The organism is Catellatospora coxensis (assembly GCF_016862635.1).
Lineage (GTDB): Bacteria > Actinomycetota > Actinomycetes > Mycobacteriales > Micromonosporaceae > Catellatospora > Catellatospora coxensis.
The window spans coordinates 1-24,962 of sequence record NZ_BONI01000064.1; the positions used below are offsets into that span (position 1 = coordinate 1).

A 24,962-nucleotide genomic window follows, 5' to 3' on the forward strand; every position below is an offset into this window, starting at 1 on the left:
CGGTGTGCCGGAGTCGGGGGTCCAGTCGTTGCCGTGCCAGTCGGTCAGGTGTGCCGGCGGGGTGCCCATGCCCTCCCACCACACGTCGCCGTCGTCGGTCAGCGCGACATTGGTGAACAGCGAGTTGCCCTGCGCCAGGGTCCGCATGGCGTTGGGGTTGGTGGTGTCGTCGGTGCCGGGCGCGACGCCGAAGAACCCGTACTCCGGATTGACCGCGTACAGGCGGCCGTCGTCGCCGAAGCGCATCCAGGCGATGTCGTCGCCCAGGGTCTCGACCTTCCAGCCCGGGACGGTCGGCTCGAGCATGGCGAGGTTGGTCTTGCCGCACGCGGATGGGAACGCCGCGGCGACGTAGTGGACCTGCTGCTGCGGGGAGGTGAGCTTGAGGATGAGCATGTGCTCGGCCAGCCAGCCCTCATCGCGGGCCATCACACTGGCGATGCGCAGGCTGTAGCACTTCTTGCCCAGCAGCGAGTTGCCGCCATAGCCCGACCCGTACGACCAGATCTCGCGGGTGTCGGGGAAGTGCGCGATGTACTTGGTGTCGTTGCACGGCCACATCACGTCGGCCTGCCCGGGCGCGAGTGGGGCGCCGACCGAGTGCAGCGCGGGCACGAACTCGGCGTCGTCGCCCATGGCGGCCAGGACGGGGGCGCCCATCCGGGTCATGATCTTCATGCTGGCCGCGACGTATGCCGAGTCGGTGATCTCCACGCCGAACTTCGGGTCCTCGGCGTCCAGGGGTCCCATGCAGAACGGGATCACGTACATGGTCCGCCCGGCCATGCAGCCGCGGTACAGGTTGCTCATCAGCTGCTTCATCTCGGCCGGAGCCATCCAGTTGTTGGTCGGCCCGGCGTCAGCCTCGTCCACGGAGCAGATGAAGGTGCGCTGCTCAACCCGGGCCACATCTGAGGGGTCGGTGCGGGCCCAGAACGAGTTCGGCTTGACTGCGGGGTTGAGCCGAACGAGGGTGCCGACGGCGACGAGCTGTTCGGTCAAGCGCTTCCACTCGTCGTCGGAGCCGTCGCACCACACCACCTGCGCCGGCGTGGTCAGCGCGGCCACCTCGGCCACCCACGCCACCAGCCGCGGATGGGTAGTCGGGGCAGGGGACAGGCCGGCCGTCGTTGCCACAGTCATCGATCTCGTGCCTTTCTGCCTGAGAGCGTCCGTGCCGCAGCCCTCAATTAGTTGCTTACTTTAGCAACTCACTATGTCGTGTAGGTCCTCGAACTGCTCGCCGAGAGGGAGCACTCGGTGGGGGAGATGCTGCCGGAGGTCGGCCTGGAGTCCGCCCACCTTTCCCAGCAGCTGGCCGTCCTGCGCAAGATGAACCTGGTCGTGACCCGCAAGGAAGGCTCGACCGTCTACTACTCCCTGATCAGCCCCCAGGTGGCCGAGCTGCTCGCTGTCGCCCGCCGGATCCTCACCGAGGTGCTGGCCAACCAGGTCGAACTGCTCGACGATCTGCGTGTGGCGCAGGCCGGCGTCCGCTAGGCCACGCGGCACACTCTTTCGCGCCACCCCTGGCCGGGCCGGGCGTGTCAGGCAGGCGTCCCATCTCTCGTGCCTGCCCGACCCGCCCGGCCCATTCTCGCGCCATCAACCCCGGAGCAACGCGGTCGCCATCGGGGTTCAGGCCATTGCTGCGGCTGGTGTACGCGAGTCAGCCGCGCCGTCGACCGGAATCTTGCACGGGCCACCTGGCACTGCGGTCGGGACCAATGGCACGGGTCGAGAACCCCATCGAGTACGTAGCGTTGACAGTGCCTGGCCTGCACGGTTTGGTTTCAGCGTTGGTGCCGGCCTCGCCACTGGGAGAGGGGTGTCGGCGATGATGGGCAATGGGATGGGATGGATGTGGATCTGGCCAGCCCTGATCGTGCTCGGCTTGCTGGTCTTGGGCTATCTGGCGCTGATGGTCACACAGACCCGGCCCTCCGATGCGGTGACCCCACCTCACCCGGACCGCTCACCGGCCCGGACCATCCTCGATGAGCGCTACGCCCGAGGTGAGATCGGCGACGAGGAGTACCGGCGTCGAAAGGGCGATCTACCGTGACCGCCCGGCCGATCAGTCGCCGCCGGGCTCTCGGCCTGGCCGGGCTTGGCGCGGCGAGCGTCATGGCAGGGATGACCGGCTGGATCATCGACGCGGGACTGCCGGTGAGGGGCGGTCGCCTTTCACCGGCCGAGACCGGCGAGCCATTGCGCCAGCCCGAGGTGGTGGTCGGCCGGGATGGAATTCTGAGTGTGCGTCTGGCCGCCGCCGCGGGGGTGCGGCTGGCGGGCCTCGACACCTCGGCGTGGGGGTACAACGGGACCTCGCCGGGACCGACGTTGCGCGTACGGCCGGGTGACCTGCTGCGAGTACAGCTGGTCAACCAGCTCGGGCAGCCGACGAACCTGCACACCCACGGGCTGAAAGTGTCGCCGCAGGCCAACGGCGACAACCCGTTCATCGCCATCGACCCCGGGGCGGAATTCGACTACGAGATCAGGATTCCGCCAGATCATCCACCCGGCACGTTCTGGTACCACCCGCACCATCACGGCAACGTCGCCGACCAGATCTTTGCCGGCCTCGCCGGCGCGCTCCTGGTCGAGGGCGGCCCCGACCTGCCTGTCAGCAGCGACCGGGTGCTGCTGGTCACCGACACCACGCTGGACGCCGGCGGCCACGTCGTGCCGGCCGACGCCATGGCCAGGATGCAGGGCAGGGAAGGCGACCTGGTGCTGGTCAACGGTCAGCACGAGCCGGTCATCGCGGCCTCTGCGGGCAGCGCCGAACGGTGGCGGGTGATCAACGGTTGCGTCTCGCGGGTGCTGGCCCTGCGGCTTGACGGCCACCGGCTCACCCAGATCGCCCTCGACGGCAGTTTCCTCGCCGCACCCATCGACCGTGATCAGGTGGTCCTCGCCCCGGGAAACCGTGTCGACGTGATAGTGCGCCCCGCGGCCGACGGCCGGTTCGCGCTGCTGGCCGTACCCTACGACCGCGGCAGCGCCACCATGATGGGCGGTATGGCCGCCACGGGTGGCCAACGCGGTCCAGTCATCCTCGCGACCCTTGTCGTCACCGGCTCGACCGGCTCCACACCGCCGCTGCCCACGGCACTGCCTGCGCCGACCGGGCCGCATGGCCCGGTCGCCCGACAGCGCCGGCTCACCCTCGCCATGGGGATGGGCACCGGGATGCGGATGGGCATGGGTATGGGGTTCACGATCGACGGACGCACCTTCGAGGCCGGCCGCGACGACCAGATCGTCACGCCCGGCACGACCGAGGAGTGGACAGTGGTCAACACCAGCCCGATGGATCACCCATTCCACCTGCACGGGTGGCCCTTCCACGTCATGGATCCGAGCGTATCGACGCCACCGGCCACGACTCTGCAGGACGTCGTCCTCGTGCCGGCATACGGCCAGGCCGGCCTGCGTATCCCGTTCACCGGTCACTCCGGACGCAGCGTCTACCACTGCCACATCCTCGACCACGAAGATCTCGGCATGATGGGCACCGTCAACGTCCGTGACCATTAGTGGCCTGTCGCGTGACGCTGCCGCCGCAGGCGGCGGTGGCCGGCTTCGGTGCGGTCACGCAGCGGCCCTGGGCCGTGGACGGGATGCCGGGCATCCGGCCGCGTGTCACCGCGAGCCTGACCGCCGCGGCGGGTTCACCGGGATGCTGCTCGGCTCGGTCAGCCACGCTCTGGTCCATCATTCGTCCTGCCCGGTCGTGGCCGTTCACGATCACTGATGCCGCAGCGGCGTCCGGTGTCGGCGGCCGACGCCGGAGCTGTGCTTCAGATGGCCGACTGTGGTGTGCTGATCGCCAGGGTCGAACGCATGTCCGCCGGCACCGTGCGGCAGCGACCCGCGTCGGCGACACGGTTGACCCGGATGTCGGCGTGGTCGATGCGTACGGACAGTGTCGCATCGGGGCGGGCGGCCTGCTCGTACTTCGATTGACCTCGAGCCTGACACCGCATTTCGGTCTAGAGACCAGGCAAGGACCTGCCGTATCGCAAGGGAGTGCGAGCGTGGCGGGGTGGCCACCGGAGCATATCGACGCCACTGCCAAGCATGATTCACCTGCCTCGTTCATGTGAACTGCTTGGCCCTACCGAGCTGCGGAGCTCGACGTGACCAACCGAGACAGCACCCGCTCCTTCGTCGAGGGCGCACACCACCGATACGGGCGCATCGACGTCCTGGTCAACAACGCGGGCGTCATGTCCTTGTCCACGCTCGACGCGCTGCGGGTCGACGAGTGGGATCAGATGATCGACGTCAACCTGCGCGGCACCATGTACGGCATCGCGGCCGCGTCTGCTCTCATGCTGTATACGTCCCGGTGGACAGTCCCTGGCCGACCTGGCAAACGGAACTGCTGGGCATACACGCGTTCGTGGGGCGGTACGCCTTCCGGCGGGCCGCCCCACGAGGTGGAACTGTCAGGCGTTGATCTGCTCCCGGTCAGGAACCGCTTCGATCGGCGCGAACGGCTGCGTGCGGGGCGTGATCCAGGCGTGGAAGAACCCGGCGACCGACAGCAGGAACATCACCAGCGCCGCCAGGTAGGCCACCAGCGCCGCCTGCCCGGCCTTGACGCCGAACTCGCTGAACCCGTAGGTCGTCAGCAGCAGCCCGCGCAGGGTCTCACCCTTGAACATGGTCTCGCGCTGGGCGGTGACCTCGGCCAGCTGCTGCTGCAGCGCGGCCAGGTTCGGGTCGTTGTTCTTGGCCGCTTCGGCGACCTGGGCCCGGAGCTGGCTCTGCGGGACGCCGAGGTCGGCGTAGGTCTTGCCGCCGGCGGTGTTCTTCAGGTGCAGGCCGATGAACTGCAGGGCGTACACCTCGGCCTGCTTGCCCGTGGTGAGTTTCTGCCCGGCGTACTCGACCAGTCCGGGCTGCTCGCGCTCGTCGGGGGTGAGGGTGTCGAGGGTCTTGAAGGTGATGTTCTGCTCGGCCAGTTGCGAGGTGACGTAGTCGGTGGCGAAGTTCGCGTTGGCCGTGAGCACGACGCCGGCGACGGTCAGCAGGATGGCGATGACCACACCGCCGAGGCTGAACATCAGGTCGAGGGTCCTGCGCTTCATGGTCGTCTCCTTGGGGGGATCGTTGTCTGCATCAAGAATCCCGTGCGTCCCTGCTGTCACAGCAGAGTTGGAGGACCTGTCGTCTCGGGACCAATGACCTGCTGTCGCACTGCCGTCAGGCCTGTGGCCGGTGCCGCTGCGGCTGTGTCGTCCGGGCTCGACACGGGGCGGCGCGAGGCCGCGGGCGCCGGGGACTCAGGTGGCGACGGCACATTCGACGCGGACGCCACCCTGATTGCTGCGCGGTTCTCGAAGTCCGGTACCAGTGGTCGGCCGTGCGGCCGTGGTTGCCGGAAGGGTCGCGGTGGCGCTGTGTTCAGGCCGGGGCCGCGGGCTTCGCGCCAAGAGCGGTCACGGCTCGTCGATGACCTCTGCCAGTTCACGGCGGGGCGTGGGGTAACCAGCCCGGCCGGTGCCGACCCGCAGCACCATCTGGGGAATCTCACAGCGGTCCAGGGCGAGTCGCAGCCTGTCCCGCTCGGCGGGGTCCTCGATCGGCTGCGACAGCATAGAGGCGGCCAGGCCGGAATCGGTGATGGTGAGCAGGACCCGTTGCAGGGCGATGCCGGCCCGGAGCTGGTCGGCCGGAGTGTCACCGCCGGTGCCCAGCACGACCACGAGCGGGTCGGGGTCGAAGTCGCCGCCTGGAACGGCTTCACGGTGGCCGTAGGCGCGACGCGGCAGCAGATCGCCGGTCTGCCGGGCCGGACCGCCGGCCGGTGCGGGCACCCCGTCGCGGTCGTCGCGGTCGGGTCGGGTCCAGGCGTGCAGTTCCTCCTGGTAGGCGCCGTCGGCAGCCAGTACGGCGTCGGCTGCGCGGACGATCTCTGAGATGACCTCGACGCACGCGGGGCCGCTGAGGATGTCGGCCCAGGCGCCCTCGGCGCGTGCGGCGTCAACGATCTGCACCTGGGCGTGGACGGGGACCGGTGCGGGATAGAAGGGCTCCCGGTTGCTGAACCGACGCTCGATCGCGGCGAACAGCGCCTCCTCGGCCGGGGTCGTCTGCCAGGCCGCCGTCGGGGTGAGCCGCGCGAGCAGCTGCGGACTGCTCGGCTCGGGCAGCAGCTGCACCCGTGCGGCCAGGCCCATGGCGGTCAGCGCAAGGCGGGCGTTGAGGGTCGCGGCGCCGCAGGCGATGCGTGCGGCCCAGCCGGTGGGGTCGGCGACCGGCAGGCACCGGGCCGGGTCGAGATGTATCTCGATCGCGCCGCCCCGGTTCCGGAAACGCCATGGCTGGCTGTTGTGCAGGGACGGGGCGCGTACGGCGGCGGCGACGACGTCGCGGAACGCGGTGTCGGTCAGGGTCAGCGCGGTGGTCATGACGATCTCCTGAGTTAGCCCCGGTGGCCGGTCTGGAGGCCCGTCCTGATCCTCCACGGTGCCCGGCTGCCGGGTGGGCGTTTCCGGCGCGTTCGGCGTAAGCAACCGGGCGGGCCGCGTTGTGGCGGCCCGCCCGGCTGTGTGTCAGAGGCGGAACACGATCCTGGCGGTGACGGTCGAGGCGAGGACTTCCTCGATGGCGTCGTTGATCTCGTCGAGGTCGCGGATCTCGTACTGCACGGTGGTGCGTCCAGCGGCGTGCAGGGCGAACACCTCGGCGAGGTCGGCCCGGGTGCCGACGATGGAACCGATGATCGTCAACCCGCCCAGGACGGTCTCGAACACCGGCAGGCGCATGATGTTGTCCTTGGGCAGCGACACCAGTACGAGGCGGCCGCCGCGGCGCAGGCTGGCGTGGGCCTGCTCCAGGACGGTGGGGCTGGCGGCTAGCACGACGGCGACGTCGGCGCCGCCCAGAGCATGGATCGCGGCGACGGGGTCGGTGCGCGCGGCGTTGATCGTGTGGGCGGCGCCGAGCTTGCGGGCCAGGGACAGCTTCTCCTCGGTGACGTCGACGGCGATGGCGTCGCCGCCGAAGATCTGCGCGTACTGCTGGGCGAGGTGCCCCAGCCCGCCGATGCCGAAGATCGCGACCCGCTCCGTCGGCCGGACGCCGGCGACCTTGATCGCCTTGTAGGTGGTCACGCCGGCGCAGGTGAGCGGTGCGGCGTCGAACGGGCTGACGCCCTCGGGGACCTTCACGACGTGGCGGGCGTACGCGACAGCGAACTCGGCGTGGCCGCCGTCGATGCCGTAGCCGGTGTTGCGCTGCGACTCGCACAGCGTCTCGCGTCCGCTGACGCAGTACTCGCAGGTGCCGCAGCTGTAGCCCAGCCACGGCATCGCGACGCGGTCGCCGACGGCGACCTCGGTGACACCGCGGCCGAGGCGTTCGACGATGCCGACGCCCTCGTGGCCGGGGATGAACGGCAGCGACGGTTTGACGGGCCAGTCGCCGCGGGCGGCGTGGATGTCGGTGTGGCACAACCCGCTGGCCTCGACCCGGACCAGGACCTGGTCGGGGCCGGGCTGGGGGATGGGCACCTCGCCGATGGTCAGCGGGGCGGCGAAGTCGGTGACCACGCAGGCGCGCATGACAGCTCCTTTCCTCATCACCTCTCGGTGGCTTCACCGTTGAGCCTCGTCCGCCGCAGGGTCCCGGTCATGAGACCGTCGACCTGTTCAGCGGGACCTTCGTCCCGATCACGGGCGCGTTGCGGCTGACGGTCACGCGGCTGCGACACCGGCCTCGGCCGGGTGCAGGGCCATGCCGGTGGCGGCGTCGAACAGGTACGCCTGCGCCAGGTCCAGGGCGAGGGTGAGTTCGTCGCCGGCGGTGACGGCGACATCGGGTTCCAGGCGGGCGGTCCACATGGCGGTGAGTTCGGTGTCGGCCGGTCCGGTGCCGGCGCGGATCACTTCGGGCACCGGGAACGGTGGCAGGAACAGCACATTGGTCTCGTCGCCGAGGGCCTCGACCGTGATCGCGGCCACCGCGACATCGGTTTGGCCGGGGGTGTGCGCGGCGAGTCCCAGGGCGCTCGGCCGCAGCCCGACGACGACGTCGTGTCCGGCTTCGGTGTCCAGCCCGGCGAGCCTGTCCAGCAGCACGGCAGGAACAGGCCAGCGGTGTGTGCCGAGGGCCAGGACCGGTCCGTCGGTGCCCGGTTCGACCCGGCCGAGAGCGAGGTTCATGGCGGGAGAGCCGATGAAACCGGCGACGAACACGTTGACCGGGCGGTGGTAGAGCTCCTGCGGGGTGCCGACCTGCTGGATGCGCCCGTCGTGCAGCACCGCGATGCGGTCGCCGAGGGTCATGGCCTCGACCTGGTCGTGGGTGACGTACAGGGTGGTGGTGGCGTCGTGCTGGTGCAGGCGCATCAGCTCCCCGCGCATGGCCACCCGCAGCTTCGCGTCGAGGTTGGACAGCGGCTCGTCCATCAACAGGACCTTGGGGTGGCGGACCATCGCACGGCCCATCGCGACGCGTTGACGCTGTCCGCCGGACAGGGCTGAGGGTTTGCGGTCCAGCAGGGTCTCCAGCGCCAGGACGTGGGCGACCCGTTCGACCTGGGCGGCCGCCTGCTCACGGGGCGTGTGGGACATGCGCAGGCTGAAGCCGAGGTTCTCGGCGACGGTCATGTGCGGGTACAGGGCGTAGCTCTGGAACACCATCGCGATGTCGCGGACCTTCGGCGGCAGGTAGGTGACGTCGGTTCCGTCGATGCTGATGCCACCAAGGTCGGGGTCTTCGAGCCCGGCGATCAGCCGCAGCAGGGTGGATTTGCCGCAGCCCGACGGGCCGACGAGGACCAGGAACTCGCCGTCGCCGACGGTGAGGCTGACTTCGTCCAGGACGGGGCGGGTCGCGTTGGGAAACGTCTTGCTGAGCCGGTCGATGACGACGGTGGCCATGGGGTGTCACCTCTGTTCGGTACCGCTTGTGGCGGCGTGGGGGTGGAGGGTGCAATGCCACACTGGTCCTGCTTGGACAGTGCGGGCAGGGCCGAAGGTCTCCTGTCGGTGCGTCCTTGTGCCCCCGCCGACCGTTGCCGGGCGGCGCTCGGTGGGGCGCTGTCGAGGACCGCGTCAGCAGGTCAGAGCCGCGGGCCGCCGAGTACCCGCACAGCGAGGACCGCAGCTTGGGTGCGGCGTTCCAGGCCCAGCTTGGCCAGGATGCTGGTGACATAATTCTTGATCGTCTTCTCGGCCAGGAACATCTTGTCGGCGATCTCGTGGTTGGTCAGACCGTCGGCGATGTGGCCGAGGATGCGCCGCTCCTGCTCGGTGAGCTGTGCCAGCTCCGGCGGAGTGCGCACGCCACGGCGGATGCGTTGCAGGACCTGCGCGGTGACGGCAGGGTCGAGCAGCGACTGCCCGGCGGCGACGCGGCGCACGGCGTCCAGCAGATCGGTGCCGCGGATCTGTTTGAGGACATATCCGGCGGCGCCGGCCACGATCGCGGCGAACAGCGCCTCGTCGTCCTCGTACGACGTCAGGATCAGCCCCTGGATGCGGGGATCTGTCGAGCGGATGTCGCGGCAGACGTCGATGCCGTTGCCGTCGGGCAGCCGGGCGTCGAGGATCGCGACGTCGGGGTGCATCGCGGGAATCAGCCGGGTGGCCTCGACAGCCGACCCGGACTCGCCGACGACTTCGATGTCGCCGGCTTGCTGCAGCAGGTCGATGAGCCCGCGGCGGACCACTTCGTGGTCGTCGAGGACGAAGACTCGGATCATGGCGGGTTCCTGTTCCGGCCGCCGGTGCTCAGGCGGGTCACTGGTCGGTCTGGTCGATGGTGGCGGTGGCGTCGAACGGCAGCCGTGGCGTGTGTCCCGGCAGGGCGTGCTCGGGGTCGGCGACGCCCAGGCGCAGCACGAGGTAGGGATACGCGAGGTTGGACAGGATGCGGCGCATCATGGCGCGGGTGCCGTCGATCTCGATGACCTGGCTGAAGGGCAGCACGGCCAGCCCTTGCACGGTGGCGTGCAGCCACACCGCCGACAGGGCCTGACCGGCCCGCAGCCACGCGGCGCGGTCGTCCTCGCTGCCGAACAAAACGACGTAGGTCGAGGCCTTGTCGTGGCCGCCGCCGACCGTGAGGGTGCCGCGGGTGCCGAAATCGCGCTCACCGACGTCGGTCTCGGGCCGCCGGTCGGGGATCACCTCGGGAGGTAGCCCGGTGCCGGCGGGCCGTCCGGGGCCGGTCCACCGGTGGGTCTCGGCGAGGACGGCGGGTTCGGCCGCGGCGGCGTCCTCGGCGTGCGAGACCGCGACAACGAGGTCGGTGACCTGGTCCGGGGTCAGCCGGTGCAGGTGGACGCCGACAGCGTCGGCGATCCGGCGCAGCTGCTCGACTTGCTCTGCGGTGACCGGGACGTCGACGGTGGGTCGTCGGTCGGTGTGCCGCAGCTGCAGGGCCTGCACAAGTCGCATCGCGTGCGCGGTCACGGGAATGTCGCCCGTGATGGTGACGGTCGCCAGATGCTCCGGCCGGGCCGGGTCGGGCAGCGGGCGTACGGCGACGTCGTAACCCTGGGCGTGCAGGGCAGCCTGGGCGTGGTGCAGGGCTGCCCCGCAGCTGAGCAGCAGCATCCGCTCGTCGGGGTCGGTGCCGGGCAGCGCGCGCGTGGTGTCGGAGTACAGGTCGAGCCGATCGGGGTGGATCTGCCAGTGCCAGGGCTGGGTGTTGTGGATCGAGGGCGCGCGCCGCGCCGCGTCAGCGGCCTCGGCGTAGGCCGCCGCCACAGGACGGCGGTGCTCGCCAGCGAGCGTGGTCATCGTCTGCCTCCAAGAAGTCGTCTCGTCCAGTGCACCCTGTGTGCCTGGGGCGAGGCCAGGAGCTTAGGGTCCTTCCAGCCGGGACTTTCGGCCCTGCCAACGATTTACCGGCGGGCCGGACCACGTGCCGCGCATCGGCGGTATCCGGTTGCAGGAGCGTCTCGCTGGCCCAGCCCAGATGCGCCAGGGCAACGCGGGCGTGGAAGACGGCCGCACCGCATGACGGGCGCAGCGCCCCGCCCGTCGGGATCGGCGATGGGCAGCTGCCGGCCCGGGTCGGCGTAGACGTCGATGGTGTCGATGCCGAGACGGAATCGTCACGGCTGGGTGTCGCACCGGCGCGTCAGCCACGGCCAGCGCAGTCAGCGGATGACGGCCACCGGGCAGTGGGCGTGGTGCAACAACGCCTGACTGACCGAGTTCAGCAGCACGCCCGCGGCGCCGGCGTGCCCTCGGCTGCCGACCACGACGAGCCCGGCCTCGGCGGACTCGCGGACCAGCGCGGAGCCCGTCGCCGTGGTGCGGATCAGCCGCCGGACCACCCGCACCTGGGGGTAGCGGTGCCGCGCTGCGGCCAACGCGCCATCGAGCAGCAGCTGAGCTGCGACCTCCGGTGCCGACGGGTCGTGCTCGCCGCACGGATCACCGCCAGGCGCATCCGTCGACGCCCAGCAGTGCACTGCCACCAGCTCGACGCCGCGCGCGTGGGCGTGCTCGAACGCTGCCTCGACAACCTCGGCGCCGGCCGGCGCGGCGTCGACGCCGATCAGGACCGGGGCGTCGGCTGCGGGCCGCCCGTGCCCAGGTGGGCGGATGACGAGCACGGGACTGTGCGTGTGGGCGGCGACCTGTGCGCTGACCGAGCCCAGCAGCAGCTCGGTGAAACCACCGACGCCGCGGCAGCCGACCACGGTCAGCCGTGCGGTCCGGGACGCCTCGATGAGCGCCGGCGCGGGATGGCCGACGACGACACGGGTGTCGACGTCCAGGCCGTCGTGCGCGCCGCGCAGCCGGGCGGCCTGCCGTTCGAGCAGGTCCCGTGCTTCGGGCAGGGCCGCGGCGTAGGCGTTGAGCCACGGGCTGGGCCCGAACGCCGGCGGGCTGGCGAACGCGTGCACCAGGCTCAGGCCGCAGCCGGCCCGGCGGGCCTCGGCGAGCGCGGCCTCGACGGCCGGGGCGGTGCCGGACAGGTCGTCGACTCCGACCAGCACCCGCCCCGTGACGTCCATGGACATGATGTCCCCCCTTCCTCGGTGACGGCCGGTTCAGCGGCGCGTCGGGGTCCAGTCGCGGATCTCGGGCAGGTCCTGGCCGGTCTCGCGAATGCAGGCGGCGTGCTCGGTGCGCTTGTCGACCATCGCCTGGCGCAGCGCGGCGGCCTTGCGGGCCAGGCCGGGCACCCGGTCGATGACGTCGACGACCAGGTGGAACCGGTCCATGTCGTTGCGGACCAGCATGTCGAACGGTGTGGTGGTGGTGCCTTCCTCCTTGTAGCCGCGCACGTGCAGGTGCTCGTGTCCGCGGCGGCGGTAGGTCAGCCGGTGGATCAGCCACGGGTAGCCGTGATAGGCGAACACGACGGGCCGGTCGGTGGTGAAGATGGCGTCGTACTCGGCGTCGGGCAGCCCGTGCGGGTGCTCGGTCTGCGGCTGCAGCCGCATCAGGTCGACGACGTTCACCACGCGTACCCGCAGCTCGGGCAGGTGCTCGCGCAGCAGGTCCGCGGCGGCGAGGATCTCCATGGTGGGCACGTCGCCGGCGGCGGCGAGCACGACGTCGGGGTCGCCGCCGTCGTCGGCTGCCCAGGGCCAGATGCCCAGGCCGCGGGTGCAGTGCGCGACGGCCTCGTCGATGTCGAGGAACGTCGGCGCGGGCTGCTTGCCGGCCACGACGACGTTGATGTAGTCGCGGCTGCGCAGGCAGTGATCGGCCACGCTGAGCAGGGTGTTGGCGTCCGGGGGCAGGTACACGCGGATGACGTCGGCTTTCTTGTTGACGACGTGGTCGATGAAGCCGGGGTCCTGGTGGGAGAACCCGTTGTGGTCCTGGCGCCACACGTGCGAGGTCAGCAGGTAGTTCAGCGACGGGATCGGCTTGCGCCAGTCCAGTTCGCGGGTGACCTTCAGCCATTTGGCGTGCTGGTTGAGCATCGAGTCGACGATGTGGACGAACGCCTCGTAGCAGGAGAACAGGCCGTGCCGGCCGGTGAGCAGGTAGCCTTCCAGCCAGCCCTGGCAGGTGTGCTCGGAAAGGATCTCCATGACCCGTCCGTGCGGGTCGAGGTGCAGGTCGGTGTCGACGGTGCGGGCGTGCCAGGCCTTGCCGGTGACGTCGAGGACGGCGCCGAGCCGGTTGGACTCGGTCTCGTCGGGGCCGACGATCCGGAAGTTGCGGTAGGCGGCGTTGGCGGCCATCACGTCGCGGACCCAGGAGCCCAGCACTCTGGTCGGTTCGGCAAGCGGGCCCGGCTTGACGGCGTACGTCCGGAAGTCGGGCAGTTCCAGGTCGCGGACCAGACGGCCGCCGTTGGTGTGCGGGTTGGCGCCCATGCGCAGCTGCCCGGTCGGCAGCCAGCCGACGACCTCCGGGCGTGGCGCGCCGGTGGCGTCGAACAGCTCGTCAGGCCGGTAGGAGCGCATCCAGTCGGCGAGCATGGCCAGGTGGTCGGTGTCGTCGCGGGCGGCCGACAGCGGCACCTGGTGGGCTCGCCAGGTGCCCTCGACCGGCAGGCCGTCGACCTGCTTCGGGCCGGTCCAGCCCTTCGGCGTGCGCAGCACGATCATCGGCCAGCGCGGCCGGTCGGCGAGCTCGCCGGTGCGTGCGGCGGCCCGGATCGCGGCGATCTCATCGCAGACCGTGTCGAGGGTCGCGGCCAGCAGCTGGTGCACCGTGGCCGGGTCGTCGCCTTCGACCAGGTAGGGCTTGTGGCCGTAGCCGGTCAGCAGCGCGGTCAGCTCGTCGTCGGAAAGCCGGGCCAGCACCGTCGGGTTGGCGATCTTGTAGCCGTTGAGGTGCAGGATCGGCAGCACCGCCCCGTCGCCGACCGGGTCGAGGAACTTGTTGGAGTGCCACGACGCGGCCAGGGGGCCGGTCTCGGCCTCGCCGTCGCCGATGACGCACGCGACGAGCAGGTCGGGATTGTCCAGTGCGGCACCGTAGGCGTGGGAGAGGCTGTAGCCGAGCTCCCCGCCCTCGTGGATGGAGCCGGGGGTCTCCGGCGCGACGTGGCTGGGGATGCCGCCGGGAAACGAGAACTGACGGAACAGCCGGCCCATGCCTCGCTCGTCGAGGCTGACGTGCGGATACGTCTCGCTGTAGGTGCCCTCCAGCCAGGTGTTGGCGACCAGGCCGGGGCCGCCGTGGCCGGGACCGGTGATGTAGATGGTCTCCTGGCCGCGGGCGGCGATGATCCGGTTCAGGTGCGTGTAGAGGAGGTTCAGGCCGGGCGTGGTGCCCCAGTGCCCGAGCAGGCGCGGCTTGACATGTTCGGGCAGCAGCGGCTCGGTCAGCAGCGGGTTGGCCATCAGGTAGATCTGCCCGACGGACAGGTAGTTGGCGGCTCGCCAGTGCGCGTCGATGCGTGCGAGCTCCTGCGCGCCCAGCGGGGCGCCCTGTGCGATATGCATGTTCGTCAGCGTGACTGCTGTGACCGGTGGGGTGTAGGGGCTGCCTGCCCTGCCGGTTCGGGACCTTCGGCCCCCTCCGCGGCCTTCGGGCTGGCCGGGGACGGGGCACGCCGTCGGCGCGGTCACCAGGTCGGGACTTTCGGCCCGGGCATCGTGCCCCAGGGGCCTGTGCGCGTCGGGGCGATCTGCTCTGTGCCGCAGGTACGCGTCGGCGAGAGCCTTGGAACCATGGCCCTCACCGAGACACCCGCCACATTCGCCGGGCAGAGGCTGGCCGGCCTCACCGCCGGCGAAGCCGGGGCACGGCTGGCGCAGGACGGCCCGAACGCCGTCGCGCCCCCACACCCGCCCCGTCTGCTGCGGCGGGTAGTGGCGCAGCTGGCCGACCCGCTCGTGTCGCTGCTGCTGGTAGCCGGGGCGGTGACCGGCATTCTCGGGGACTGGGCCGACACGGCGATCATCGCCGTGGTCGTGTGCCTCAACACCGCCATCGGGGTCGCGCAGCAGGTCCGCGCGGACAAGGCCGTGGCCGCGCTGGACACCCTCACCGCGCCGACCGCCCGGGTCACCCGCGACGGCGCCGAACTCGTCGTGCCCGCCGCCGACCTGGTCCGCGGGGATGTGGTGCGGGTTGAGGCCGGGGACATCGTGCCCGCCGACCTGCTGCTGCACGACGCGCACCGGTGCCAGGCCGACGAAGCGGCCCTGACCGGTGAGTCCGTGCCCGTGACCCGCGACGCGGGCGACGAACTGTCCGCGGGCACGGTGCTGGTCACCGGCCGCGCCGCGGGCATCGTGGTCCGCACCGGCGCGCGCAGCGCCCTGGGCCGCATCGCCGAGCTTGTCGCGACCACCCATGCCGGGCCGACCCCGCTGCAGAAGCGCCTCACCCGCCTCAGCCGCGTCCTGGGCGCGCTCGCGGTCGCGTTGTGCCTGGTCGTGTTCGCCGCAGGGCTGGCCGCAGGCAGGCCGCTGCTGTTGATGGCCCTGACCGCGGTCAGCCTGGTCGTCGCCGCGGTCCCGGAGTCGCTGCCCGCCGTGGTGACCCTTTCACTGGCGCTGGGCGCCCGACGGATGGCCCGCCGCCGGGCGATCCCACGCAACCTGCACGCGGTCGAGACGATGGGGTCGGTGACCGTCGTCGCGTCCGACAAGACCGGCACCATGACCGAGGGCCGTATGACCGTGCGCCGGGCCGTCACGCCCGGCGCCGACGTCGCGGTCACCGGCATCGGCTACGAACCCGCCGGGCGGATCTCCGGCACCGCCTCTCCGCTGCCGCAATCGTTGCTCGATCTGGCCCGCGCCGGAACGCTCTGCTCCGACGCGGCAGTCCTGGCACCGGCACCCGACCGGCCGGCCTGGACCGCAGTCGGCGACCCGCTCGAAGCCGCCCTGGTCACGTTCGGGGCTCGCTGCGGCCTGGACCCCGACGCGGTGCGGGCGAACGCTCCCCGCTGGGCTGAACACCCGTTCGATCAGGCCACCCGGCAGATGACCACCGTCCACCGCGACGGCGACACCTACCTGACCATCTGCAAGGGCGCACCCGAAAGCGTCCTCGGCGCGCCCGTGGTCGACCCGGCGGACCCGCACCTGGCCGCCACCAGGCAGGCCGCCGCCGACCTGGCCGCCTCAGGTCTTCGCGTGCTCGCCATCGCAGCAGGCACCACCGCCGAGCCGACCAACCCGATCGCGCCCACCGGACTTCGGCCCCTCGGCGTCATCGGCATCGAAGACCCCCTGCGGCCCTCCGCCGCCACGACCGCCGCCGAGTTCACCCAGGCCGGCATCCGCCTCATGCTGATCACCGGTGACCACCCCGGCACCGCCGCGCACATCGCCGCCCAGGTCGGCATCTGGAACCCCGGCGACCCGATCGCCACCGGCGACCAGCCGGAGCAGGCCCACCGGGTGCGGGTGTTCGCCCGCACCCAGCCCGAGCAGAAACTCGACATCATCGCCGAACTGCAGCACCACGGCCACGTCGTGGCGATGACCGGCGACGGCGTCAACGACGCCCCCGCGCTCACCCGCGCCGACATCGGCGTGGCCATGGGCGGCGGCACCGAGGTGGCCCGCCAGGCCGCCGACCTCGTCCTGGTCGACGACAACCTTGCCACGGTCGGCCACGCCGTGGCCGAAGGCCGCCGCGTGTACGACAACATCCGCCGCTTCCTGCGCTACGGCCTGGCGGGCGGGGCCGCCGAACTGGCCGTCATGCTCATCGGCCCGCTGCTCGGATTGGGCCTGCCCCTGCTGCCCGGCCAGATCCTGTGGATCAACTTGCTCACCCACGGCCTGCCCGGCGTCGCACTCGGCGCCGAACCCGCCGAACCCGATGTGCTGCGCCGCCCGCCTCGCCCACCGGACGAGCAGATCCTCGGTGACGGCCTGCTGCGCGACGTCCTGGCCCTCGGCGCGCTGCTGACCGCCGTCACCCTCGGCACCGGCCTGTATGCCGCCGCCGCCGGCTGGCCGTGGCAGAGCATGGTCTTCGTCGTGCTCGGCCTCGCACAGCTCGGCATCGCCCTGGCATCACGCGCCACCCGACCCCGCGGGACCCGCTGGGCCAACCCTGGCCTGCTTGCCGCCGTGGCCCTGTCCGCACTCGCCCAGCTTGCCGCAGTCGCGATCCCGGCCCTGCGCGCCCTGCTCGGCACAGCACCGCTCAACGCCACCCAGCTCGCCTTCTGCGCCGCGGCCGCCCTGCTGCCCGGGACGCTCGCGCTCATCTGGCGGACAGCCCGCCGGCGCCGCCGCAACCGTCGATAATCCATACGGACAGGAGCCACTCATGGACAGCCAGGAACGGCAGACACGGCGTGACATCGTGGTGGGCGTCGACGGGTCAGCCGCCGCGCTGTCGGCTGTGCGGCTCGCCGCGCATGAGGCAGCCCGCCGCGGCCGCAACCTGCGGATCGTGCACGCGTTCATCTGGCCGCTGATGCACGTCAACGTCGGCGCATCGCAGGCCGTGCCCGAAGGCGGCCTACAACACGACGCCGAACGCCTGCTCGCCGAAGCCGCCGCGACCGCCACCGCGGCGCAGCCGGACGTCACCGCTGTGACCGACCTCGTCACCGGCGCCCCCGCGGCGGTGCTCCTGACCGCCGCACGCGACGCCGAACTGCTGGTCCTCGGCGACCGCGGCCTCGGTGGCTTCACCGGCCTGCTGCTGGGCTCGGTCGCCGTGCAGGTCACCGCACACAGCACCACACCGGTCCTCGTCGCCCGCGGTGAGCAACACGCAGGTGGCCCGATCGTGGTGGGCGTCGACGACTCGCCTGCCGGCGCGGCGGCGATCGAGGCCGCGTTCGTCGCCGCGGAGCAGCAGCAAGCCGAACTGCTGGCCGTACGCACCTGGACCTACCCGGCGATGGCCACGCTCTACACGCCGCCGGTGCCGGTCGACTGCGGACCGGTCGAGGACGCAGAGAGGCTCGTCCTGGCCGACGCCTTGGCCGCATCTTCGGCGCGCCACCCCAAGGTCGAGGTGCGTGAGCAGCTGGTATGCGGCCGGCCCGGTCGCACGCTCGTGCAGTTCAGCGAGCTGGCGCAGCTGATCGTCGTCGGCGCCAGAGGGCGCGGCGGATTCGCAGGTCTGCTACTGGGCTCGGTCAGCCAGCAGGTCCTGCACCACGCTGCCTGCCCCGTCCTGGTGGTTCCGGACCCGCGACAGGATCGCACGCCGTGACCGTTGTCGCCTGAACACGGGGGAGCGAGCAACATGTCCACGACCTCAGATCCGGCCCGCCCGGCGACCACGCCGCAGGGCCTGCCGCAACTAGCAGTACGCGAGGTGATGACCACGCACCCGGTGCAGGTGGCCGCCTCGGCGACCCTGGAAGACGCCCTGGCTGCGATGGCCGGCACCAAGCTGCGTCACCTGGTCGTCGTCGACGGCGCCGGGCGGTGCGCCGGGGTGATCAGCGACCGGGCGATCGTCGCGGCGTGGGCCGCCGAACCCGGGTGCCTGTCCGCGCGCCGCGTGTCCAGCGTGCTGGACAGCACCCCGGCCGCCGTCGACGCCGACGCCGCGGTGGTCGACGCGGCCCGGCTGATGTGCGGGACCCATGTCGACGCCGTCGCGGTCGTCGACCGCCGCGGCTGCGCCGTCGGCATCATCACCGGCAGCGACCTGGTCACCCTGCTCACCCGCTGACAACGACCGCAGCACGGCGAACCGGCGGCGGGAAGCGGCCGCATCGCGACCGGGCACGGCCGCACCCCGACCGGGGCCATAGCATCATGGCTGTGGAAAACCAGTGGGCATCGCTCGGCCTGACGCCTCTGTCCCGTGTCCAACTCGACGAGCTCCTGCAAGAGCTGCTCGACCGCGTGTCGGAGGTCATGGCCAGCCGCGAGCGGCTGCGCAGCCTGCTCGACGCGGTCGTCGGCATCGGCACCGACCTGGACCTCCGTTCCACCCTTGAGCGGATCGTCGTGGCCGCGTGCCGGCTGGCCGACGCCAAGTACGGCGCGCTGGGGGTGCTGGGCTCCGACGAACGTCTGGTCGAGTTCATCACCCACGGCATCTCCCCGGAACAGCATGCCGCCATCGGCGACCTGCCCACCGGCCACGGCGTGCTGGGCCTGCTGATCAGCCACCCGGAGCCGGTGCGGGTGCCCGACATCTCCACGCATCCGCGCTCGGTCGGGTTCCCGGCCAACCACCCGCCGATGCACAGCTTCCTCGGCGTCCCGATCCGCATCCGCGACCAGGTGTTCGGCAACCTGTACCTGGCAGAGAAGCGCAACGCGGCCGAGTTCACCGACGACGACCAGGAGATCACGATCGCGCTGGCCGCGGCCGCGGGCGCCGCGATCGAGAACGCGCGCCTGTACGCCGTAGCGCAGCGGCGCCAGCGGTGGCTGGCCGCCACAGCGGAAATCATCAACTCGCTCGGTGAGGACACGTCGACCGCCGAAGCCCTGCAACTGGTCGCCCGCCGCACCCGCGAGGTCGCCGAAGCCGATCTCGTCGCGGTCCTGCTGCACGATGAGGACAACGCTGCCCTGACCGTCGCCGTCGTCGACGCCGCCGAACCCGTGCCCGGCCTAACCGGGGCCGTCCTGCCGGTGGCCCAGACCGGATTCGTGCCGGTGCTCGCCAACCAGCAGGTCGTGACCCTCGACCGGCTCGGCAAGGCAGCGCCCTGGCCGGTGGCCGTACCTGACATCCGCGGCGTCGCCGCGCCGTTCGCCGCCGGGCAGGGCGTGCTGCTGGTCGCCTACACCGGCGCAGCGCGCGCCGACGACGAGCTGCTGCTGACCGCCTTCGCCGGGCAGGCCGGGCTGGCGCTGCTGCGCGCCCGCGCCCGCGAGGACCGCGAGCAGCTGCTCGTGCTGTCCGACCGCGAGCGCATCGCCCGGGACCTGCACGACGTGGTCATCCAGCGGCTGTTCGCCACCGGTCTGCAGCTGCAGACCGTCGCTTCCATGGCGACCGCCCGCCCGGAGCTGGCGACCCGCATCGGGTCGGCGGTCGACGCCCTCGACAGCACCATCCGCGACATCCGCGGCGCGATCTTCGAGCTGCGCAGCCCCGCCGGGCAGTCACTGCGCTCCGAGCTGCGCACCCTCGTCGACGGCGCGGCCGAGTCGCTGGGGTTCCGGCCCGACCTGGTACTCGACGGCCCGGTGGACAGCGCCGTTCCCGACGAGCTGCACGCCGACCTGCTCGCCGTCATCCGTGAGGCGCTGTCCAACGTGGTACGCCACGCACACGCCGGACGGGTCCTCGTGGCGATCGCGGTGGACGGCGGCCGGCTCAGCGCGTCCGTCACCGACAACGGCGCCGGCGGCGCCACGCCCCGCGGTGGTCTGCTCAACCTCGCCGAGCGCGCGGCACTGCACGGCGGGCAGCTCAGCATCGAACCCGGCGACCCGGTCGGCACCGTCCTGCGGTGGAGTGTCCCGATCAGCTAGCGGGGCGGCTGACCGGTCAGCTTCACTGCGAACACCGCGGCCTGCGTGCGTCGTTCCAGGCCGAGCTTGGTCAGCAGGCTGGACACGTAGTTCTTGACCGTCTTCTCGGCAAGGAACATCTGCGCCGCGATCTGCCGGTTGGTGAGCCCGTCGGCCACATATCCGAGGATCTTGCGTTCCTGGTCGGTCAGCGACTTGAGCTGATCAGGTTCGTGTTTCGGGTTGCGGATGCGTTCCAGGACGCGCTGCGTGACGGCCGGATCCAGCAGCGATTGACCGGCCGCGACCCGGCGTATCCCGTCGACGAGATCGGTGCCCTTGATCTGCTTGAGAACATAACCCGCGGCACCGGCCATGATCGCGGCGAACAGCGCCTCGTCGTCCTCGTACGACGTCAGGATCAGGCCCTTGATGTCCGGGTCGACCGACCGAACATCACGGCAAACGTCGATGCCGCTGCCGTCGGGCAGCCGCCCGTCGAGCACCGCGACATCGGGCCGCAGCGCAGGAATGCGCCTGGTGGCCTCGGCCGCTGAGCCGGATTCGCCGACCACCTCGATGTCACCGGCGGCTTCGAGCAGGTCGCGCAGGCCGCGACGGACCACCTCGTGGTCGTCGAGCAGAAAGACACGGATCACACCCGCATCGTCCACCTGCCCCGACTCGGCGGGGAAGGGACCAAAGACCCCTCCGCAGACGGGACCCCCGCCCCTGCGGCGCCGGGCCCGCCGGCACTGACCTCGCCCGCTGCCGCGGGCGGACAGTGAAGTCATGGCAGCAGACGAGACGAGCCGCGCACAGGCGCTGTACGACGCGGCCCGCACCGCGCTCGCCGCGCCGTCCATCTTCAACACCCAGCCGTGGCGCTGGCAGGCCGACACCGAGGTGCTGCGCCTGTACGCCGACCGCCGGCGTCAGCTGCCCACCGCCGACCCGCAGGGCCGGCTCCTGACCGTGAGTTGCGGGGCCGGCCTGCACCACGCCCGCACCGCCCTGGCCGCCGCCGGATACGAAGCCGGCGTGCGCGAACTGCCCGAACCCGCAGACCCGGACCTGCTCGCCGAGATCCGGATCACCGGCCCGCACGAGCCTGCCCTGGCCGAACTGCAGGCCTTCGCCGCGATCACCCGCCGGCACACCGACCGGCGGCCGTTCACCACCCAGCCGGTCGCCGACGCCACCTGCCGGGCACTGATCGCCGCCGGAGAAACACAGCACGCCCACGTCCACCTGGTCGGCCTCGAACAGGTCGCGGTTCTCGCCCTGGCCGCGGTCCGCGCCGGCGCCCTGCAGCTGTCCGACCCCGGCTATCTCGCGGAACTGGCCGACTGGACGCACCGGCCACCGTGGAGCGGCGAAGGCGTGTCCACCGAATCGACCGTGCACGCAGTCCCGCGGCGGGTTCCGATCCGCGACTACGCGCCATTCGGCGGGCAGACCATGCACCCCGGCCGCGACACCGACGCCGGGGCCCGCTACCTGATGCTGTTCACCGACGAGGACACCCCTGCCGCCTGGCTGCACGCCGGACAGGCGCTGTCGGCGGTGCTGCTCACCGCGACCGTCCACGGTCTGGGCAGTGCCCCGATCAGCGACGTCACCGAAGTCCCCAACACCCGCGACGAACTGCGCCGCCTGCTGCCCGGACTCGGTGAGCCGCAGGTCTGCGTACGCGTCGGCTACGCGCAACCCCGCATGCCACCGCCGACCACGAGGCGGCCCTACGAAGAGTCCATCAACCTCGCACCCTGAACAGGAGACCGACATGACCGCCCACCGGCCGATCCTCGTCGGCGTCGACGGCTCGCCGTCCAGCCTCGCCGCCGCTTCCTACGCAGCCGACCTCGCCGTGCGCCGCCAGGCACCCCTGCACCTGGTGTACGGCTACCTCAGCCCCCTGTTCGGCTACGGCACCGCAGGACTGGCCGAGCCGTACTACGACGAAGCCGACACCCGTGACGCGATCGACCGCAGCCTTGCCGACGCCGTCGACACCCTGCGCAAGCAGCACCCCGAGATAGGCGAGATCCACGCTCGGCAGATCACCGGCGGTCCCGCCCCGGTCCTGATCGAGCAGTCCCGCACCGCCGCCGTGACCGTGGTCGGCTGCCGCGGCGTCGGCGGGTTCGCCGAACTGCTCCTCGGCTCCGTGTCGGCGCAGGTGGCCGCCCACGCCCACTGCCCCGTCATCGTCGTGCGCCCGCCGGTGCCCGACACCCCGATCGAGCCGGGCCCGGAACAGCCCGAGCCTCTCGCCGCCCACGGGCCGGTCGTCGTCGGCGTCGACGGATCGCCCGCCGCGCAAGCAGCCCTGACCTTCGCCGCCGAAGAAGCCATCAGCCGTGACGTTCCGCTGGTTGTCGCGCACGTGTACTGGCCCCAACCCTGGCTGCAACTCGTCGCGGACGAGACCGCGGCGCAGGCCGAAGCCGAACGCGCCGCCGAAGACCGGGCGCAGCGGCTGCTCGCCGACGCGACTTCCGCACTGATCACCACCCACCCGCAACTGAAACTCGAAACCCGCGCCATCCGCAGCCTCAACAGCGAATACAGCCTCGTCGAAGCCTCCCGCGGCGCCACGCTCACCGTCGTCGGCTGCCGCGGCCGGGGCGGCTTCGCCGGACTGCTGCTCGGGTCCGTCAGCGGAGCCCTGGTCCACCACGCCCACAGCCCCGTCGCGGTCATCCACCCCACCGAACACTGACCTGCGCAGGCGGGCCGATCCTCGGCCCGCCTGCGCAGGGCGCCCCGACCCCGCAGGCCGGCGGGTGGCAGGTAAGACGCTCCGGCCACCCGCCGTCTCGGGTACCGGCCTGGACACATCCGTTCGCACCCGGAGGCAGCGTCATGAACATCGCAGCACGGCCCCAACACCACCCGTCAGCCCAGCCCGCCGGTATCGACCTGCACCTGCGGGCCCAATGGAGCGCACTCACCGCGCCCACCGAACCTGCCGTGGAGTTCACCTCCGACATGGCCGCCGACCTGCCTGCGCGACCCGCTGCTGGCTCAACCAGGCCATCGCTCCCGGCACACCGCTGCGTCAGGCGGCGATCGTCCGGCAGCACGGCCAGATCAGAATCGGCGGGTGGCACGACTACGAAGCCGATTGGCAGCCGCTGATTACGGCTCGCCGGCACATGCTGTGTTCCTTTCGCCTTCTTCTCGCTGGGACCCAATACCCTGGGGGGTATTGTGTGGGCGGTTTGCCGCCACGGGAGACGGTGTGGCAGGCCTTCGAACCGTGCTTCGACGCACAGGCGATCCGGAGTCGGCTGTCGCCGTCGGCTATCCGGCGAGCTGGCCGGCGAGGACTCCGACGCCCATGACGACGACGAACCAGCCGAACCCTCGGCGCAGCAGGCCGGGGTCGATCCGCCCGGCCAGGCGGCCCCCGGCGAGGCTGCCCAGGACGGCGACGGCGGTGACGGCGGCGGTCAGCCGCCAGTCGATGGTGACGCTGTGCAGGTATCCGCCCACACCGGCGAACGACTTCATGGCGATGACGAGCAGAGAGGTGCCCACGGCGACGGGCATCGGCAGCCCGCCGAGCAGCACCAGTGCCGGCACCACCAGGAATCCGCCGCCCGCGCCGACCAGGCCGGTGACCAGGCCGACGACAACGCCCTCGGCCAGGATCTTCACCACTGGCGACCGCGCTTTCTGGTGCGGGGCGGGCGCGGTCGTGCCGCGCCGGGAGCGCAGCATCGCTATGGCGGTGATCAGCATCATCAGCGCGAAGGCGATCAGCAGTACGGTGCCGGGGATGTACTGGGCGACCCGGCCGCCCGCGTAGGCGCCCACCATCCCGGCGGCGCCGAACAGTGCTCCGGTGCGCCACTGCACCCGGCCTGCCCGGGCGTGGGTGATCAGCGCGACCGCGCTGGTCACACCCACCACGACCAGCGACATGGCGATCGCGGACTTGGGTTCGACTCCGGCGAGGTAGACCAGCACGGGAACGGTGAGGATGGAGCCGCCACCGCCGAGCAGGCCTAACGTCAGGCCGATCGCGACCGACGCGGCCAGAGTGAGGGCGAGCCCGGCGCTCATCGGCCGGTCCTGTCACCCAGTCCGGCGAGTGCCTGTCGCACGTCGGTGCGGCTCGCCGGCCGGTTGTAGGGCAGCTTGGACAGCATCATTCCCATGGCGCAGGTGTCGGTGAGAGCGGCGAACGTGAGTCCGGCGCCGATGAACGCGGCCAGGTAACGTGCCGCGGGCAGCCAGATGCCGACGATGATCGACGCGAGGACGATGCCTCCGGCGGCCAGGCGCACCTGCCGCTCGAGCGACCAGCGCTCGCGGCCGCGGACCACGGGCGCGCCTGCGGCGATCCACGCGTTCATGCCGCCGGTCATCACGGTGGCGCCGGTGGCGCCTGCCGCGGCGAGCCTGCTCTGGCATTGCCCGGCGCGGTTGCCGGACTGGCAGACGATGACCATGGTGCCGCCGGCGGCGGAGACGATGTGCTGCAGGTGGGCGTCGACCTGGTCGAGGGGCAGGTTGATGGACCCGGCGATGTGCGCGGTCTCGTACTCGCCGGGCGTGCGCACGTCGACGAGCAGCGCGTCGGGGTTGGCGGAGAGCAGCGCCCTGGTCGATACGACATCGATGGTGGTGGCGGTCGGGGTCATGG

General features: G+C 71.4%; 21 protein-coding genes and 2 pseudogenes. 11 read left to right on the forward strand and 12 right to left on the reverse strand.

The window, feature by feature from the left end:
* The coding region (locus Cco03nite_RS30280) for a phosphoenolpyruvate carboxykinase (GTP) (RefSeq protein WP_203696290.1) at positions 1-1,143 on the reverse strand (1,143 nt) is incomplete at its 3' end.
* 93 nt (positions 1,144-1,236) lie between these two features.
* On the opposite strand from Cco03nite_RS30280, the gene Cco03nite_RS30285 reads away from it, so the two are divergent.
* The 5 genes and pseudogenes from Cco03nite_RS30285 to Cco03nite_RS30305 all read left to right on the forward strand — a co-directional run.
* The gene (locus Cco03nite_RS30285; RefSeq protein WP_275412087.1) at positions 1,237-1,500 is read left to right on the forward strand and encodes an ArsR/SmtB family transcription factor; all 264 of its coding nucleotides are present in this window, start codon (positions 1,237-1,239) and stop codon (positions 1,498-1,500) included.
* A 337-nt stretch (positions 1,501-1,837) separates the two neighbouring features.
* Positions 1,838-2,065, forward strand: coding sequence for an SHOCT domain-containing protein (locus tag Cco03nite_RS30290; protein ID WP_203696378.1), 228 nt, complete (start codon positions 1,838-1,840; stop codon positions 2,063-2,065).
* Positions 2,062-3,546, forward strand: a complete 1,485-nt coding sequence (locus Cco03nite_RS30295) for a multicopper oxidase family protein (RefSeq protein ID WP_203696292.1) — start codon at positions 2,062-2,064, stop codon at positions 3,544-3,546. Before Cco03nite_RS30290 ends, Cco03nite_RS30295 begins: the two co-directional genes overlap by 4 nt.
* A 124-nt stretch (positions 3,547-3,670) precedes the next feature.
* Positions 3,671-3,763 (forward strand): annotated as a pseudogene (locus Cco03nite_RS30300) (universal stress protein); the annotation flags it as partial.
* Positions 3,764-4,145: 382 nt separating this feature from the next.
* Positions 4,146-4,337, forward strand: a pseudogene (locus tag Cco03nite_RS30305) (SDR family oxidoreductase); the annotation flags it as partial.
* 123 nt (positions 4,338-4,460) lie between these two features.
* Here the strand turns inward: Cco03nite_RS30305 and Cco03nite_RS30310 are convergent.
* From Cco03nite_RS30310 to Cco03nite_RS30345, 8 genes are all read right to left on the reverse strand, one after another.
* Positions 4,461-5,105: a hypothetical protein gene (locus Cco03nite_RS30310; RefSeq protein WP_203696294.1), complete on the reverse strand. Its 645-nt coding sequence runs from the start codon at positions 5,103-5,105 to the stop codon at positions 4,461-4,463.
* A gap of 351 nt (positions 5,106-5,456) precedes the next feature.
* Positions 5,457-6,428 (reverse strand): Acg family FMN-binding oxidoreductase, encoded by a 972-nt coding sequence (locus Cco03nite_RS30315; protein WP_203696296.1) that lies wholly within the window; start codon positions 6,426-6,428, stop codon positions 5,457-5,459.
* Between the two features lie 144 nt (positions 6,429-6,572).
* Positions 6,573-7,583: a zinc-dependent alcohol dehydrogenase gene (locus tag Cco03nite_RS30320; RefSeq protein WP_203696298.1), complete on the reverse strand. Its 1,011-nt coding sequence runs from the start codon at positions 7,581-7,583 to the stop codon at positions 6,573-6,575.
* A gap of 132 nt (positions 7,584-7,715) precedes the next feature.
* Complete coding sequence (locus Cco03nite_RS30325) at positions 7,716-8,903, reverse strand: ABC transporter ATP-binding protein (RefSeq protein WP_203696300.1); 1,188 nt, start codon at positions 8,901-8,903, stop codon at positions 7,716-7,718.
* Positions 8,904-9,085: 182 nt separating this feature from the next.
* Positions 9,086-9,727: a response regulator gene (locus Cco03nite_RS30330; RefSeq protein ID WP_203696301.1), complete on the reverse strand. Its 642-nt coding sequence runs from the start codon at positions 9,725-9,727 to the stop codon at positions 9,086-9,088.
* Between the two features lie 37 nt (positions 9,728-9,764).
* Positions 9,765-10,769 (reverse strand): Acg family FMN-binding oxidoreductase, encoded by a 1,005-nt coding sequence (locus tag Cco03nite_RS30335; RefSeq protein WP_203696303.1) that lies wholly within the window; start codon positions 10,767-10,769, stop codon positions 9,765-9,767.
* Between the two features lie 362 nt (positions 10,770-11,131).
* Entirely contained in the window at positions 11,132-12,004 is an 873-nt protein-coding gene (locus Cco03nite_RS30340; RefSeq protein ID WP_203696305.1) for a universal stress protein, read from the reverse strand.
* Between the two features lie 30 nt (positions 12,005-12,034).
* Positions 12,035-14,395, reverse strand: a complete 2,361-nt coding sequence (locus tag Cco03nite_RS30345; RefSeq protein ID WP_203696307.1) for a phosphoketolase family protein — start codon at positions 14,393-14,395, stop codon at positions 12,035-12,037.
* Positions 14,396-14,623: 228 nt separating this feature from the next.
* On the opposite strand from Cco03nite_RS30345, the gene Cco03nite_RS30350 reads away from it, so the two are divergent.
* From Cco03nite_RS30350 to Cco03nite_RS30365, 4 genes are all read left to right on the forward strand, one after another.
* Positions 14,624-17,170, forward strand: a complete 2,547-nt coding sequence (locus tag Cco03nite_RS30350) for a cation-translocating P-type ATPase (protein WP_203696309.1) — start codon at positions 14,624-14,626, stop codon at positions 17,168-17,170.
* A gap of 22 nt (positions 17,171-17,192) precedes the next feature.
* Positions 17,193-18,092 (forward strand): universal stress protein, encoded by a 900-nt coding sequence (locus Cco03nite_RS30355; protein ID WP_203696311.1) that lies wholly within the window; start codon positions 17,193-17,195, stop codon positions 18,090-18,092.
* 33 nt (positions 18,093-18,125) lie between these two features.
* Positions 18,126-18,560 carry a CBS domain-containing protein gene (locus tag Cco03nite_RS30360; protein ID WP_203696313.1) on the forward strand — a complete coding sequence of 145 codons (435 nt, stop codon included), beginning with the start codon at positions 18,126-18,128 and terminating at the stop codon, positions 18,558-18,560.
* Between the two features lie 86 nt (positions 18,561-18,646).
* Positions 18,647-20,326 (forward strand): sensor histidine kinase, encoded by a 1,680-nt coding sequence (locus tag Cco03nite_RS30365; RefSeq protein ID WP_203696315.1) that lies wholly within the window; start codon positions 18,647-18,649, stop codon positions 20,324-20,326.
* Here the strand turns inward: Cco03nite_RS30365 and Cco03nite_RS30370 are convergent.
* Positions 20,323-20,964: a response regulator gene (locus tag Cco03nite_RS30370; RefSeq protein ID WP_203696388.1), complete on the reverse strand. Its 642-nt coding sequence runs from the start codon at positions 20,962-20,964 to the stop codon at positions 20,323-20,325. The genes Cco03nite_RS30365 and Cco03nite_RS30370 overlap by 4 nt on opposite strands.
* 133 nt (positions 20,965-21,097) lie before the next feature.
* Here Cco03nite_RS30370 and Cco03nite_RS30375 point away from each other — a divergent pair, with 133 nt between their 5' ends.
* Together Cco03nite_RS30375 and Cco03nite_RS30380 are read left to right on the forward strand one after the other, a co-directional pair.
* Entirely contained in the window at positions 21,098-22,078 is a 981-nt protein-coding gene (locus tag Cco03nite_RS30375; protein ID WP_239167785.1) for an Acg family FMN-binding oxidoreductase, read from the forward strand.
* A 13-nt stretch (positions 22,079-22,091) separates the two neighbouring features.
* Positions 22,092-23,030 (forward strand): universal stress protein, encoded by a 939-nt coding sequence (locus Cco03nite_RS30380; protein WP_203696317.1) that lies wholly within the window; start codon positions 22,092-22,094, stop codon positions 23,028-23,030.
* Positions 23,031-23,614: 584 nt separating this feature from the next.
* Here Cco03nite_RS30380 and Cco03nite_RS30385 read toward each other — a convergent pair.
* Both Cco03nite_RS30385 and Cco03nite_RS30390 read right to left on the reverse strand, forming a co-directional pair.
* A complete protein-coding gene (locus Cco03nite_RS30385) occupies positions 23,615-24,379 on the reverse strand; it encodes a sulfite exporter TauE/SafE family protein (RefSeq protein WP_203696319.1) in 765 nt (254 codons plus the stop codon).
* The gene (locus tag Cco03nite_RS30390; protein WP_203696321.1) at positions 24,376-24,960 is read right to left on the reverse strand and encodes a rhodanese-like domain-containing protein; all 585 of its coding nucleotides are present in this window, start codon (positions 24,958-24,960) and stop codon (positions 24,376-24,378) included. Before Cco03nite_RS30390 ends, Cco03nite_RS30385 begins: the two co-directional genes overlap by 4 nt.
* Positions 24,961-24,962 lie beyond the last annotated feature (2 nt).